A 13,882-nucleotide genomic window follows, 5' to 3' on the forward strand; every position below is an offset into this window, starting at 1 on the left:
TGTATTTTTTGTGGATAATCGTGTATGGAATTTGAAAGTCCGTGGAAAAATTGCACTCGGCTATAGTATGATTCTGTTTCTGCTCGGTCTGTTTCTGGTCATCGTTCAGGGCCGGATCTCCGAACTCGAACAGGAAACGGTGATGCTGAGCGGACATGATATGCAGGTGAATGCCCTTACTTTTCAGATTGAAAAAAATGTACTCGATATGGAGACCGGCCAACGCGGGTATGCGATCACAGGTGATGAATCCTATCTTGCCCCTTATTACGACGGGCTGGAGCAATGGCGGATCCATTATACCGATCTGCACGCAATGATCTCCGGCAATTCCACCCAGGTGGATAATCTGAGCAACATCAAAACCAATATCGAAACATGGATCGTCAAATCGGGACAATATGTCGTCGATCTCAAGCAAGCAGGACGAAATGCCGAGGTAAGCGCCTATTTCCGGGCGGATACCGGCAAATCGATTGTCGATCAAATCCGCAAGCAGTCTAAACATTTTCGCGATATTGAGAAAACCATAACGTCACAACGGATCACCAATCTTAAGAGTCGCAACAGCCAACTGATTGTTACCATGTATATTTTATGGAGTCTGGTCGCGCTGGTCGCCATTGCCGCTTCCATTCTGATTTCCGGCGGGATCGTCAAAACGCTCAAGAACGTGATTGATGCCATCAACCATATCGCCGATGGAAACAGCAAGGTGAGACGAATTGAAGTGAAGACCAAAGACGAGATCCACGATCTCGCCATGGCGACCAACCGTCTTCTGGAAAATGTGGAAAGAGAACAGCGGATCAGCGATCAGGTAGCCCGCATGTCGGTTAAGCTTCAGGAGAAAACGGCTCCTGCTGATTTAAGCGATACGTTCCTGAGCCAGCTGGCTACCATGCTGGAAATCCAATATGGCGCGGTTTATATTGCCCAAGGCAACTACGGCGATAGTCTGGTTCGGGTCAGTTCTTATGCGGGCGGCGAAGAGGATATTCACATCGGCAGGGAAAAAGTCATGATGGGTGAAGGCCTGGTCGGACAGTGCGCGCTGGACCAGAATGTCCTGAAGCTTCAAGAACTCCCCGGCGATTATATTCACATCAGCTCGGGTCTTGGAAGAACTCCTCCAAGACAGGCGGTGATCGCGCCGGCTATATTCGAGAACCGAACGGTTGCGGTGGTGGAGGTCGCTTCGCTCATGAAATGGGCTCCGGAGCATTTTACGCTGCTGAAGCAGATGCTCGATCTGTTGGCCGTCTCTGTCAATTCGGTTATGACCCGCATGCAGATTGAACAGCTCTATTCGGAATCCCAGACTATGAACGAGGAGCTGCAGACCCAGTCTGAAGAGCTCCAGATACAGACCCACGAACTGATAAATGTTAACAGCAAGCTCGAAACCCAAAAGCAATTCGCAGAGAATACGGCAGCGGATCTGGAAGAGCTCAACGAGGAATTGGAAAGAAGCTCCCGCTACAAATCCGAGTTTTTGGCCAATATGTCGCATGAACTGCGGACTCCGCTTAACAGCATGCTCCTGCTTTCGCAAATTTTGGCCGAAAACCAGGGGGGCAATCTGACGGAAGAGCAGCAAACCTATGCATCGGTCATTCACTCCTCGGGCAGCGATCTACTTGCAATTATTAATGATATTCTGGATTTGTCCAAGGTCGAGGCAGGCAAAATGCAAATCGAAACAAGCGCGGTTAATCTGACGGAATTTCCTTCCCTGTTCGACGGCTATTTCGGCAAGACCGCAGAATCCAAGAAATTGGAATTCATTGTCGATATTCAAGATAATGTGCCTGACATCTTTTACACAGATGAGCTTCGGCTGCATCAAATTCTGCGAAACCTGCTGTCCAATGCGTTTAAATTTACGGAAAAAGGCAGTGTAAAGCTCGAGGTATCCAAGCTCGACAGCTTCTCAGCCGCCGGATATCATCCTTCCGGGGCCGTGCTGGCGTTCTCCGTTATAGACAGCGGCATCGGAATTTCTTCGGACAAGCGAAATCTGATTTTTGAAGCTTTCCAGCAGGCCGACGGTTCAACGGCGAGAAGATTCGGCGGTACAGGGCTCGGATTGTCGATCTCCCAGCAGCTTACAAAGCTGCTCGGTGGGCATCTTGGGCTTAAGAGCAAGCCGAATGAGGGCAGTATTTTCACTTTGTATCTTCCTTGCACGGAAGAACCGTGGGATCCGCAGAGCCAATTATTCAATTCCGAAGCAGCTGCAGCAGTTGAAGTCGGAGGGCCTGCAGATAGCGGTTATTCGGAAATGCGGATCGACGACAGCTTGAACTCAGCCGAGTACCAGTGCCTGGCCGGTAAAACCGTGCTGGTGGTTGATGACGACTCCCGCAATATTTTCGCGCTGACTAAGACGCTGCAAAAATACGACATGAAGGTGCTGACCGCGCAGAACGGTTTTGAATGTCTACAGACCGTCAGAGAACACCCCGAAATCGGAATCGTTCTTCTCGATATTATGATGCCGGTGCTGGACGGCTACGACACGTTATCCATCCTTCGTGAGGAACTGCTCCTGTCGGAGCTTCCGATCATTGCCGTTTCCGCGAAGACGATGAAGGAAGACAGAGAGAAGTGCCTTGCCGCCGGCGCGACGGATTTCATCAAAAAGCCTGTAGTCATCAAAGAACTTCTTCAAATGATGTGCCAATACATGAAAGAACAAAGCGATTGGCGTTCGGAGAACGCCAAGACGCGATAACGACATCTTGAAACTGCCCGCAACAGTCAGTACCACACTGCCGTAACATTCTGCAACCGCAATTTACAGCCCGCGGTCTGTCGCTTTCCTTATGAAGGCAGCGATAGGCGCGGGCTTTTTCCTGTGCAAATTCCCTTATAGCGTCCGCATATGATGATCCGCATATGATCGGTTAAGGTCGGTTACTAATTCCGGAAGCCAATCCGAAAGGGAAAGAAAAGAGTATCCGGCAGCCCGAGCTTTCGCTGTATCCATGTACCAGGACTGCCCGATGCCAAATGGAGACATATGCCGATCCTCCGTCCTTGTTTGGACCACAGCCTGTCGGCCTGCAGCCTGCTCAATGAGAGAGATGATCTCTCCAATCGTTATGGAACCGTCTGAGCAAGCATTCACCGGACCAGTTAATGATGAACGCCCGAGCCAGAGCAGAACATTGGCGGCCTCATCCGAGCGGATGAAGGAGATCCGTGCTTCAGGATTCGGAATGCGTATCGGCTCTCCCTGCCGGACATGCTCGATGTGAAAATGTAAACGTCTCGTATAATCATCTGCGCCGAGTACGATCGGAAACCGGACCGCGGCTACCGGAAACGCAGCTTGCTGCATGAATACCGCTTCGGCCTGCCGTTTTGCCTTCGAATACGGGAGATCTGCCTTACCGCCCCCCTGAATCGGATAAGCTTCGGGATCAAACCTGTCTTCGCTCAATATTTCCGGGCTTGGATCGTAAACAGACTGACTGGAAGTCAGAATATACCGATTTGTTTTACTATTAAAAATGCGGCAGGCGGCCATGGCTTCATCCGGCGAATAACAAATATTGTCATAGACAACGTCCCACATTTGATCCCCTATCGCTGCGGCAAGTTCATCCGGATGGGTGCGGTCCGCATGGATGCGGCGAATCCGGTCTCCAAAAGGGTCAACCGTCGTTCCCCGCGTCAGAATTACAACGTCATTTTCAGGGTCCTCCAATAGCAGCTCTACCAGCCTTTTGCCAAAAAAACGCGTTCCGCCGAGCACCAGAATTTTCTTCAAGAGGCTCACTCCTTGCTTGAGATTGATTTCTCCAGTGTATCACAAAGCCAATACTTGGCTATCTCTATTTCTGGTATACTTTTGGATAACTAGATCAAGCCGAAGGGGGCACTAAAAATGGTAAACCAGCGGACGGCTTTCATTCTGATTGACGTGCAGGAGGCGATGTTTTCCTATCCGGGAATGAAGCTGCATGACGAAGAAGGTGTGATGGAACGAATCGTGTCGCTGCTCGATCGGGCGCGGAGGAGCAGCACGCCGGTTATTTTTATTCAGCATACCGAGGACCAGGAATTTACCAAAGGACTGCCTACATGGCAGATCAGCTCGCGCGTCACGCCGCTGCCCGGGGAAACGATTATTGAGAAGCCGACGTGGGACGCCTTCCATCTTACCGGACTTAGGGAAGAGCTGGAGCGTGAAGGAATCACCCATCTGGTCTTCGCAGGCATGCAAACCGAGTACTGCGTAGATACGACATGCCGCCGGGCGTACAGCCTCGGTTACTCTTCCGTTCTGGTGGAGGATGCCCACAGCACATTTGACAACGGACAGCTTACCGGTGAAGAAATTATTCGCCACCATAACGCAGTGCTCGGAGGACGGGTCGTCACGCTGAAACCGGCTGGCGAGATTACATTCTGAAACAGGCCAATTTTTAATAAAAAGGCTGATTTTTTTCGCCGTCTGCGTTACATTAAGAAGGCAGCTTTTTAACCCCATCGACGCACACGGAAAGGAAGACCGATTCATGACTACCAAAAAACCGCCGGTCCCCGTCGCATTGCTCATGCTGGTCGGGATTATTGCCATCTCGTTCTCGGCCATTTTTATCAAATGGTCCTCGGCGCCGGCTTCTGTACAGGCGATGTACCGCCTGCTGTTCACCTCGCTACTGATGGCCCCGTTCGTCCGCCCGTACAGTGGAGCGCTGGCGAAGCTGCGGCTGAATGACTGGCTGCTGCTGGCAGCCTCGGGATTCATGCTGGCGCTGCATTTTTACTGTGGATGGGTTCGCTTGAATTCACTTCGGTCGCCAGTTCTACGATGATTATGGCGCTTGAACCTGTTTTCATAATGATTGGCTCGTTTCTTCTATATAGAGAGCGCAGCTCCGTTTCGGCGATAGCCGGTCTTGGCGTGGCGATTGTCGGCGTCGTATTCATTGGCTGGGGAGACATCGGACTGTCGCAAGACAACCTTAAGGGTGACTTACTTTCCATTTTTGGGACAGCGGCGGTAGCCGTCCATCTGATGATCGGCAAAAAGCTGGTCGCCCGAATGCCGTCTTATCTCTACAGCCTGATTGTATTTATCATCGCCGGCGCCGTGTTTGCATTGTACAATTTGGAAACCGGCATCGCCTTTTTCGACTATCCACCTAAAGAGTGGGGCATTTTTGCGCTGCTGGCTGTTGTGCCGACCGTATTTGGGCATATTTTGTTTAACTGGCTCCTCCAATACACCTCTGCCACTACCGTCTCCATGAACATTCTCGGTGAACCGGTCGGAGCGAGCATCCTGGCCTATTTGCTGCTTGGCGAACGGCTGACCGGACTGCAATGGGGCGGCGGCGTGCTGGTGCTCGGCGGTCTCGCATGTTATTTGTATGTGGGCGCCCGGATAGCAACCAGAGAAGAAGAACGGCAACGCAGCTATGCGCAGGACGCTCAGGTGCTCCCGGAAAACGCTTCTTGAGAGCTGAAAGTCCCGATTGCACCACTTAAGAATGAGGTAAAGGAGTTTTTACATTATGCATGACAGTCCTACGGATGATCATAAACCCGATACGCCGGTAACCTCCTCCGTCAGCGAAGAACTGTGGAATGAGGATACATACAGCGCTTGGACAAGCAGATTCGGTCCGCCTCAAGAAGCCGCGGTCAAGCTGCACAATAATCCGGCCGCCAAGCTTCAGCCCATACTGGCCCATTTTGGAGAAGTAAGCGGCAAGAAAATAATGAACCTGATGGGATCGAACGGGGTAAAGGCGGTGGCTCTTGGCCTGCTCGGCGCGGAGGTGTCGGTCGCCGACTTCTCCGAAGGCAATGCGCGTTATGCGTCCGAGCTGGCGGAAGCGGCGGGAGTCCGGCTGAAATATATCGTATCCGATGTCTTGCATCTGCCGCAGAACATTTCGCGGGAAGCTTATGACATTGTCTTTGCGGAGCAGGGGATTGTCCATTATTTTACTGACCTGAAGCCTTTCATGGACACGGCATATTCGCTGCTGGCTCCGGGCGGAACGTTTATTTTGCGGGATTTCCATCCCGTATCTACCAAGCTGATCTCCTCCAAAGGCTCAACGGCCAAAGTTCGGAAGCATAAAGTAAGCGGAGATTACTTCGATACAACGCTTGAGGAAAAGCGGGTGTCGTATGCCAAATATTCGCCGGAAGACGGGACAAGCGGGGTACAGGCGGACGTCGTATACTGGCGCAAATGGACGCTCGGAGAGATTGTGACCGCTGCAGCTGACAGCGGATTCCGGATCAGGAAGCTGATCGAAGAGCCGAATTTGTCCTCGGATGTGTTCGACAAGGGCATCCCGAAGACGTTTGTACTGGTTGCAGAGAAGCCGATGTGATCCCGATCTCTAAGTGTAAAAAAAGTGCCGGGTAACTGCTGCCCTGGCACTTTTTTGTCTTTCTGTCATTTCATCACTTCTTACGCATAAACAAGGACGGCTTAAATTCATCGCTCTCAAGGCTGTCTTTACTGAAATGATAAAGCTCCATAAAAATATGAACCTCCCGTATTCTAAGAAATAGACTCCAGACTGTCTGCAAAAGCCTGCTGTATTTCCGTCAGGGCGTGGCCCTTTCGCCAGGCCAGATAGAAACCCCCGCGCTCTGGCATGATCCCCGGAAGCTGCCGATACCCCAAGCTCCCCGACTCCAGCTCCGCAGCTATGCCGATTTTGGAAAAAACAGCGACCGCATGGCCTTGAACGACTGATCTTTTGACGGCCTCAGAGCTTTGCAGCTCCATCTTGTTCCATAAGTGCAGGCCGTTCAATTCGGCCCAGCTGTCGGCGAATTCCCGCAGACGGCTGCCTTGGGCATGCTGAATCCAGGGTTCCCGGGCAATTTCATCCGGTGCGAGATCATCCTTGTATATAAAAGGGTGACCTGAAGGAAAGATAAGGACAGCTTCATCGTCAGCGATCTTTTTCAAATGTAAAGATTCATCCGCCTGCCCGCTGCTGTGCAGAACGCCTAGACCGAGCTCGCGGCTTCGCAGTCGTTCGCGCAGACCGGATTCACCGGCTTCCGATACGCTGATTTCGATTTCCGGATAATGCCGCACCAGTCCGGCCAATACAGCTGGCAGCAAATAAGCCGCCGGGACCTGCGAAGCACCGATGTCCAGCTTGACCTTTGAGCGGGAAACGGTCTGTTTGACGCTTCGTTCGGCCTCCGATGCCAGCGCGACAATACGGACGGCATAGGGATGCAGCGCAAGTCCGGCTTCGGTCAGCAGCACCCGGCCGCTCCGGCTTTGGAACAGCGGGGTACCTAGCTCACTCTCCAGCGATTTCATATGAAACGACACTGTCGGCTGCTTGAGCCCAAGCTCGGCGGCGACGTCGGTAACTTTTTTATGTTTTTCAATAAGAACGACAATTTGCAATTTTAAAATATTCATGGGATTCCTCCGTATAAACCAGGCTTTTCAACAATTCTCTTCATCTATTATAGAATATCTCTATATCGTTATACATATTTTATTTCTTTTTTTATCTTTCCGTTTACACAAGTCGGGGGTTTAACTTACGTACAGATTTTACAATTAATCATGTCAGGGCGAACGAGCCTAAATAAGACACCATTTGTAGGAGGAGACAAACAATAATGCGCTCTAGAAAATCCTGGTTTTTGGCACTTGCATTAACTAGCGTTTTGGCACTTTCGGCATGCGGAAATAACGGGGGAAACAATTCGGCCAACGGCGGCAACGCCGGGGCTAGCAGCGCGCCTACAGAAACAAACAGCGGCGCAGAACTGAGCGGTTCGATTCTGGCATCCGGTTCCACGGCTCTTCAGCCGCTGGTTGAGCAGGTTGCCGAGAAATTCATGGAGCAGCATGCTGGCCTGGACATTCAGGTTCAAGGCGGCGGCAGCGGTACAGGCCTCACACAAGTTGCGGAAAAACAAGTCGATATCGGTAACTCCGACGTATTCGCGGAAGAGAAATTGAAAGATGCGGACGCTGAAAAAGCGAAGGCGCTTGTCGATCATCAAGTGGCAGTTGTTGCGATTGCGGCAGTAACCAATCCGGCTGCAGGCGTTGACAATCTGACCAAACAGCAGCTGGTTGATATTTTCACCGGCAAAGTCACCAACTGGAAAGAAGTTGGCGGCGCGGATCAAAAAATCCAGATCATCAACCGTCCGGCAAGCTCCGGAACACGCGCTACATTCGAGAAGTTTGCACTGGGAACCAAGACGGAAGACCTTCCGGGTTCGATCCAGGAAGATTCCTCGGGTACCGTTAAAAAGATCGTAGCCGAAACACCGGGAGCAATCGGATACCTGGCTCTGTCTTACCTCGACGAAACGGTGAAAACATTGAAATACGACAGCGTTGACCCTTCCGTGGACAATGTAATCAGCGGTAAATATCCGGTTTGGGCATACGAGCATATGTACACGAACGGCGAACCGACTGAAACAGTTAAAGCATTCCTCGATTACTTCTTGACCGACGAGGTTCAAAATGGAGATGTAACCGAGCTGGGCTACATTCCGGCCTCGAAGATGCAGGTTTCCCGCGACGTTGCCGGTAACGTAACAAACAAATAAACCGGCATAAACGATACAATTCTTATAGATTCAGAGGCGGAGTTCTTCTGCCTCTCTTTTCACTTTAAAGAGAAGGGACTTACATGATAGTGCAAAACAACAAAATCGCGCAGAATCACAAGTCGCGTATTGAAAAACATCATATCGAAGACTTCATCGGACGTTCTTATATGTCCTTTTGCGTGCTTCTACTGATTGTCGCCATTATATCGATGGTGTATTTTGTAATGTCTAAAGGAGTTTCAACGTTTGTCGTCGATAAAGTCAGCATTTCGGATTTCTTTTTCGGGACGAAGTGGTCACCGGAAGGCAATAATCCATCATTTGGAGCATTGCCATTCATCGCGGGTTCATTTATCACGACGCTCCTGGCTGCGCTGATTGCAAGTCCCCTTAGCATTTGCGCCGCTCTGTTCATGACCGAAATCGTTCCGGGTTGGGGCAAAAAACTCCTTCAGCCTGTCATCGAGCTGCTGTCAGGTATCCCTTCTGTCGTTTACGGCTTTGTGGGACTCAGCGTTATTGTTCCCTTTTTGCGGGATGTGTTCCCCGGACAAGGGATCGGCGTAGCCGCCGGCTCGATCGTGCTGTCTGTTATGATTCTGCCCACGATCACCAGCGTAGCAGTCGATGCGCTGTCCGCGCTTCCACAGAATTTGAAGGAATCCTCCTTTGCTCTTGGAGCGACCCGCTGGCAGACTATTAGCGGTGTTATCATTCCAACCACGCTGCCTGCCATTCTGACCGGCGTCGTACTTGGCATGGCCCGCGCTTTCGGCGAGGCGCTTGCGGTCCAAATGGTCATCGGAAACGCGCCGTTTATACCGAAATCGCTGTTTGAGTCGGCATCAACGCTCACGAGCGTCATCACATTGGGGATGGGTAATACTACAATGGGATCGCCGCAGAACAATTCGCTTTGGAGCATGGCGCTGGTACTCATGCTGATGACCTTCTTGTTCGTCTTCATTGTCCGCCTGCTGGAAAAAAGGAGGGCAATCTAATGAAAGCAAGAACGAAGGACAAAATTGCTACTGCAGTCATTGTAACCCTTGCTCTCTTGATTGTAGCCGTCCTGGCCGGTCTGCTCGGTTACATTTTGTTTAGAGGCTTAAACCATATCAGCTGGGACTTTCTGACGTCGGCTCCAAGAAAAATCCGTGCCGGCGGAGGCATCGGCCCGCAGCTGTTCAACTCGCTGTTCCTGCTTGTCCTGACGCTGCTGATTACCGTTCCGCTTGGGCTTGGAGCAGGCATTTTCATGGCCGAGTATGCTCGTCCCGGAAGAATTACAGCATTTATCCGTCTGATCGTTGAAGTCTTGTCTTCCTTCCCGTCGATTGTCGTCGGATTGTTCGGTCTGCTGCTCATCGTCAATATATTCGGTCTTGGCTTCTCCCTAGTATCGGGAGCGCTGGCCCTTACCGTATTCAATCTTCCGCTGATGGTACGGATCACCGAGCAGGCGTTCCGCAGCGTTCCCGCTCAGCAGAAAGAAGCCGGATTCGCGCTCGGGCTCTCCAAATGGAAAATCGTTACCACCGTCCTGTTCCCGGTGGCGCTACCCGCGATAATAACCGGAACGATTCTGTCCGCAGGCCGGGTATTCGGTGAAGCCGCCGCCCTGATGTTCACGGCGGGCATGAGCAGCCCGCGGTTGAATTTTAACGACTGGAATCCGCTGAGCCCGTCTTCGCCGCTGAACCCGTTCCGCCCGGCCGAGACGCTGGCTGTACACATTTGGAAGGTCAACAGCGAAGGTCTTGCGCCTGATGCGGTACAGATTGCCGCTGGAGCGTCTGCCGTCCTGGTCATTACGGTACTGATCTTTAATCTGGTCGCCCGCTACATGGGCCGATTGATCTACCGGAAGCTAACCGCATCGCGAAGAATGAATTAGAGTGGAGGAGTATTAACATGGAAGCAACACTTACGGCACCGCATGTTTTACAGGAATCGAAGGTAGAGAAGAATTTCCGCACCGAAAATTTAAGCATTTTCTACGGCACGTACGAAGCCGTCAAAGGCATCAGCCTGCCTTTCCCGGAGAAGTCGGTTACGGCGCTGATCGGCCCTTCGGGCTGCGGTAAATCGACCTTTCTCCGGTCGCTCAACCGGATGAACGATGAAATTTCCGGGTCGACAACCAAAGGCAGCATTTGGATCGACGGGGTGGATATTAACGCCTCTGGCACCGATGTCATCAAGCTGCGCCAGAAAATCGGCATGGTCTGGCAGAAGCCGAATCCGTTTTACAAATCGATCTACGACAACATCGCTTTCGGACCGAGATATCACGGGGTGAAGGGTAAGAAAGCGCTCGACGAAATTGTCGAGAGCAGTCTCCGGCGCGCAGCGTTGTGGGACGAGGTTAAGGACCGTCTGAAGGATTCCGCTCTTGCGCTCTCCGGCGGCCAGCAGCAGCGTCTCTGTATTGCTCGGGCACTGTCGGTCAATCCGCGAATTCTTCTGCTGGACGAACCCGCATCGGCGCTTGACCCGGTTTCCACCGGCAAGATTGAAGAGCTGATCAAGGAACTGAAAGAGGAGCTGCGCATCGTTATTGTTACCCACAACATGCAGCAGGCGGCGCGGATCTCGGATTATACGGCATACTTTTATCTCGGTCAGTTGATTGAATACGGGCTGACGGAGAAGGTATTCACCAATCCGGATAATTCGATGACCCAGGAATATATCATGGGCCGTTTTGGCTGAGTTCACACTTGTAAGATTCATACTCCTGACTGTTCAGGTCACCCGCCGGGGTCAACCGCTTCTGGTTAAGAAGAGGGGATTCCGGTTTTTTGCGTTCAGCGAAAATTAATCTCCTCGAAAGGATAAATAGGGATTGAAAAACTAATACCATTAGTTTATATTATAACTAATAAGATTAGTTTGGAGGGAAGACAATGAGAATTACGCGTGATAGCTGGATGCTTCAACTGACTTGGATGCCGCGCCTGTTTCCGGTAAACTGTTATCTTGTGGAGGAAGACAAAGACCTTACCCTGATTGATGCGGGAATGCCTTTCAGCCTGAACGGCATTCTAAGCACCGTCCAATCACTCGGAAAGCCGCTTGCCCGGATTGTGCTGACTCATGCGCACGGCGACCACGTCGGCGCGCTCGATGCTTTGAAGAAACAGCTGCCCGAAGCCGAGCTGTATATTTCGGAGAGAGACTCGGCGCTGCTGCGCGGCGACAGCTCGCTGCGTCCGGGCGAACCGCCAACGCCTATTCGCGGTGCGGTTCCCAAGAACATCACCAGTGTTCCCGATCATTTGCTTCACGATGGCGACCAGATCGGTTCGCTGACAGCCATTCTCACACCGGGACATACACCGGGGTCGATGTCTTTCCTCGACCGGCGGAGCGGTACGGTGTTCGCGGGCGATGCGTTTCAGACCTTTCGCGGGACAGCGGTATCCGGTACAGTCATTCCTTTGTTCCCGTTTCCGGCCATGGCCACCTGGAACAAAGAAGCCGCATTGGAGAGCGCCATTAAAATCGCGCAGCTGAAACCTTCGCTTCTGGCGGTAGGGCACGGGAACTTGTTGAAGCAGCCCGGTGAACGGTTAAGCGCAGCGATTGCGAAGGCTGAAGCGGAACTTAAACCACAAGGTCTCATTTCCTAATTTCATAACAGAAACGGAGGATAAGTCATGTCGCCAAGAGCGGGACTTGGTCGCGGCAAAATAGTAACGGCGGCCGCGCAAATTGCCGACGAGCATGGAATGGAAGGGGTGACGCTGGCGGCTCTTGCCGCCAAGCTGGGCGTTCGCCCCCCTTCATTGTATAATCACATTAACGGACAGGCCGGTCTAAGGACCCTGCTTGCAGTACACGGAGTGAAACTGCTTTATGAGGCCCTGGCTTCCGCGTCGCTTGGTTTAAGCGGCAATGAGGCGGTGCTGGCCATGGGAAAAGGCTACGCCGAATTTGCCAAGCAGCATCCGGGATTGTATGAGGTGACTCTGCAAGCCCCGGATGAGGAGCATGCGGAGCTTATTGAGGAAGGGGAGCGTTTACTGAATCTGATTATGGCTGTTCTGAAACCTTATCAATTGGGGCCGGATGGTGAACTGCATGCGGTAAGAGGGCTCCGCAGCATTTTGCACGGGTTCGCATCGCTGGAGCAAAAGGGAGGCTTCGGGATTCCGCTTGACGTTAGCGAAAGCCTGTCAGCGACCCTTAGCGCTTTCCTGGCAGGGATTGACCGGTTCCGGGAACATTGAAAGCCGATGAAGGAGGAGAAATGCAGCATGGTATTTGAAGCAGCACCGGCGTCCTTTACTTTTGAAGATGCCGCGAAACTTGTGTCACAAATCGGGATTCTGCCGCTTGCGCCGCTTATCCCGGATCACCCTTCGCTCAAGAGTCTTACCAAAGAAGAAGATTGGCACACCGATACGGAACTCGATCCATGGAAGTGGCGTGTACGGTTTCCGGCAGAGGGTCTGGCAGCGTACGGGAAGTTTCTGAAGAAAAAAGCTGTGCTCGTTGACAGAGAATGGTTTCCTTATTTCGCTGCCGTATTGGGAAATGCGCGGACGTTCAGGGAGCGTTATAGCGGCGGTCTGGCCGGCAGGGAGGCGCACGTTATTCTGGAGATCATAGAGGATAATGAGGGGATAGAGACGCGTCAGCTTCGGGCGGAGGCTGGGATGAAGGCCAAAGAGAAGAAGACCGCTTTTGACAACGCCTTGAACGAGCTTCAGGGAAGCTCGGATATAGTCATTTCGGGGGTACAGCAGAGGCTGAACGCCGATGGAGCGAAAAACGGCTGGAACAGCACCTCATTTGAGACGGCCGGACATTGGATGCGCGGGACCGGAATCGAATCTTTTCCAGGAACAAGGGAGGAAGCCGTTCTTTGGCTGAAGGCTCGGATGGAACCGGTGTGGACGCAGGACGCGATGGCATGGATTCACAAGTGCTGGGCATAGCTTCTATGCCCACACAACAAAAAACGGCTGGCTCCGCACCTCTCAAAAGAGGATCGGGACTGGCCGCAAGCGCTTTCTATTGGTTTTTTAAAAGAATTTCCGTCAATCGAACATCGGGAGAATAAAGGCAACCAGGAAATAGAGAAAACCCAGGAAGAGCATGACGTAAGCGGTGTACTTGATAGCGTTAGCCGCATCGATGCGCTTGTCATACAACGGCTCGCCATCATGATCTTCCTCTTCAATCCGCTCAGACTCGTTGGAGTACGGATCTTTCATCATTTGAATCGCCTCCTTGGATATTGATTCCCACATTTTTATTGTGACATTTTTGTGAACTAAAATCAACA

At 51.9% G+C, this 13,882-nt stretch carries 15 protein-coding genes; 12 read left to right on the forward strand and 3 right to left on the reverse strand.

What is annotated here, in order from left to right; genetic code table 11:
• The first annotated feature begins 10 nt into the window (after positions 1–10).
• Entirely contained in the window at positions 11–2,737 is a 2,727-nt protein-coding gene (locus PSAB_RS12175) for a CHASE3 domain-containing protein (protein WP_025334855.1), read from the forward strand.
• Positions 2,738–2,872: 135 nt separating this feature from the next.
• Here the strand turns inward: PSAB_RS12175 and PSAB_RS12180 are convergent, their stop codons facing one another.
• Positions 2,873–3,778, reverse strand: coding sequence for an NAD-dependent epimerase/dehydratase family protein (locus tag PSAB_RS12180; RefSeq protein WP_025334856.1), 906 nt, complete (start codon positions 3,776–3,778; stop codon positions 2,873–2,875).
• A 117-nt stretch (positions 3,779–3,895) separates the two neighbouring features.
• Between PSAB_RS12180 and PSAB_RS12185 the strand changes: the two genes are divergently transcribed.
• The 4 genes from PSAB_RS12185 (at position 3,896) to PSAB_RS12195 (ending at position 6,365) form a co-directional block, all read left to right on the forward strand.
• Positions 3,896–4,423: a cysteine hydrolase family protein gene (locus PSAB_RS12185; RefSeq protein WP_025334857.1), complete on the forward strand. Its 528-nt coding sequence runs from the start codon at positions 3,896–3,898 to the stop codon at positions 4,421–4,423.
• 106 nt (positions 4,424–4,529) lie between these two features.
• Entirely contained in the window at positions 4,530–4,829 is a 300-nt protein-coding gene (locus tag PSAB_RS26455; protein WP_338045043.1) for a DMT family transporter, read from the forward strand.
• Positions 4,787–5,476, forward strand: coding sequence for a DMT family transporter (locus tag PSAB_RS12190; RefSeq protein ID WP_338045044.1), 690 nt, complete (start codon positions 4,787–4,789; stop codon positions 5,474–5,476). The genes PSAB_RS26455 and PSAB_RS12190 overlap by 43 nt, the downstream gene beginning before the upstream one ends.
• 55 nt (positions 5,477–5,531) lie before the next feature.
• A complete protein-coding gene (locus PSAB_RS12195) occupies positions 5,532–6,365 on the forward strand; it encodes a class I SAM-dependent methyltransferase (RefSeq protein WP_025334858.1) in 834 nt (277 codons plus the stop codon).
• Positions 6,366–6,538: 173 nt separating this feature from the next.
• On the opposite strand, the gene PSAB_RS12200 is transcribed toward PSAB_RS12195, so the two are convergent.
• Positions 6,539–7,426, reverse strand: a complete 888-nt coding sequence (locus PSAB_RS12200; RefSeq protein ID WP_025334859.1) for a LysR family transcriptional regulator — start codon at positions 7,424–7,426, stop codon at positions 6,539–6,541.
• 206 nt (positions 7,427–7,632) lie between these two features.
• On the opposite strand from PSAB_RS12200, the gene PSAB_RS12205 reads away from it, so the two are divergent.
• The 7 genes from PSAB_RS12205 to PSAB_RS12235 all read left to right on the forward strand — a co-directional run bounded on the left by PSAB_RS12205 (position 7,633) and on the right by PSAB_RS12235 (position 13,532).
• The gene (locus tag PSAB_RS12205; RefSeq protein WP_025334860.1) at positions 7,633–8,583 is read left to right on the forward strand and encodes a phosphate ABC transporter substrate-binding protein; all 951 of its coding nucleotides are present in this window, start codon (positions 7,633–7,635) and stop codon (positions 8,581–8,583) included.
• Between the two features lie 83 nt (positions 8,584–8,666).
• Complete coding sequence (gene pstC, locus PSAB_RS12210; protein WP_038595832.1) at positions 8,667–9,587, forward strand: phosphate ABC transporter permease subunit PstC; 921 nt, start codon at positions 8,667–8,669, stop codon at positions 9,585–9,587.
• Positions 9,587–10,483, forward strand: coding sequence for a phosphate ABC transporter permease PstA (pstA, locus tag PSAB_RS12215; RefSeq protein ID WP_025334862.1), 897 nt, complete (start codon positions 9,587–9,589; stop codon positions 10,481–10,483). The genes pstC and pstA overlap by 1 nt, the downstream gene beginning before the upstream one ends.
• A 17-nt stretch (positions 10,484–10,500) precedes the next feature.
• The gene (gene pstB / locus PSAB_RS12220; protein ID WP_025334863.1) at positions 10,501–11,301 is read left to right on the forward strand and encodes a phosphate ABC transporter ATP-binding protein PstB; all 801 of its coding nucleotides are present in this window, start codon (positions 10,501–10,503) and stop codon (positions 11,299–11,301) included.
• Between the two features lie 194 nt (positions 11,302–11,495).
• Positions 11,496–12,221 carry an MBL fold metallo-hydrolase gene (locus PSAB_RS12225; protein WP_025334864.1) on the forward strand — a complete coding sequence of 242 codons (726 nt, stop codon included), beginning with the start codon at positions 11,496–11,498 and terminating at the stop codon, positions 12,219–12,221.
• 27 nt (positions 12,222–12,248) lie between these two features.
• On the forward strand, positions 12,249–12,821 hold the full coding sequence (locus PSAB_RS12230) for a TetR/AcrR family transcriptional regulator (RefSeq protein ID WP_025334865.1): 573 nt from the start codon (positions 12,249–12,251) through the stop codon (positions 12,819–12,821).
• A gap of 27 nt (positions 12,822–12,848) precedes the next feature.
• Positions 12,849–13,532: an AlkZ-related protein gene (locus PSAB_RS12235; protein ID WP_025334866.1), complete on the forward strand. Its 684-nt coding sequence runs from the start codon at positions 12,849–12,851 to the stop codon at positions 13,530–13,532.
• Between the two features lie 102 nt (positions 13,533–13,634).
• Here the strand turns inward: PSAB_RS12235 and PSAB_RS12240 are convergent, their stop codons facing one another.
• Positions 13,635–13,814 (reverse strand): hypothetical protein, encoded by a 180-nt coding sequence (locus tag PSAB_RS12240; RefSeq protein WP_025334867.1) that lies wholly within the window; start codon positions 13,812–13,814, stop codon positions 13,635–13,637.
• Positions 13,815–13,882: the final 68 nt, after the last annotated feature.

The sequence above is a fragment of the Paenibacillus sabinae T27 genome (assembly GCF_000612505.1).
Lineage (GTDB): Bacteria > Bacillota > Bacilli > Paenibacillales > Paenibacillaceae > Paenibacillus_AQ > Paenibacillus_AQ sabinae.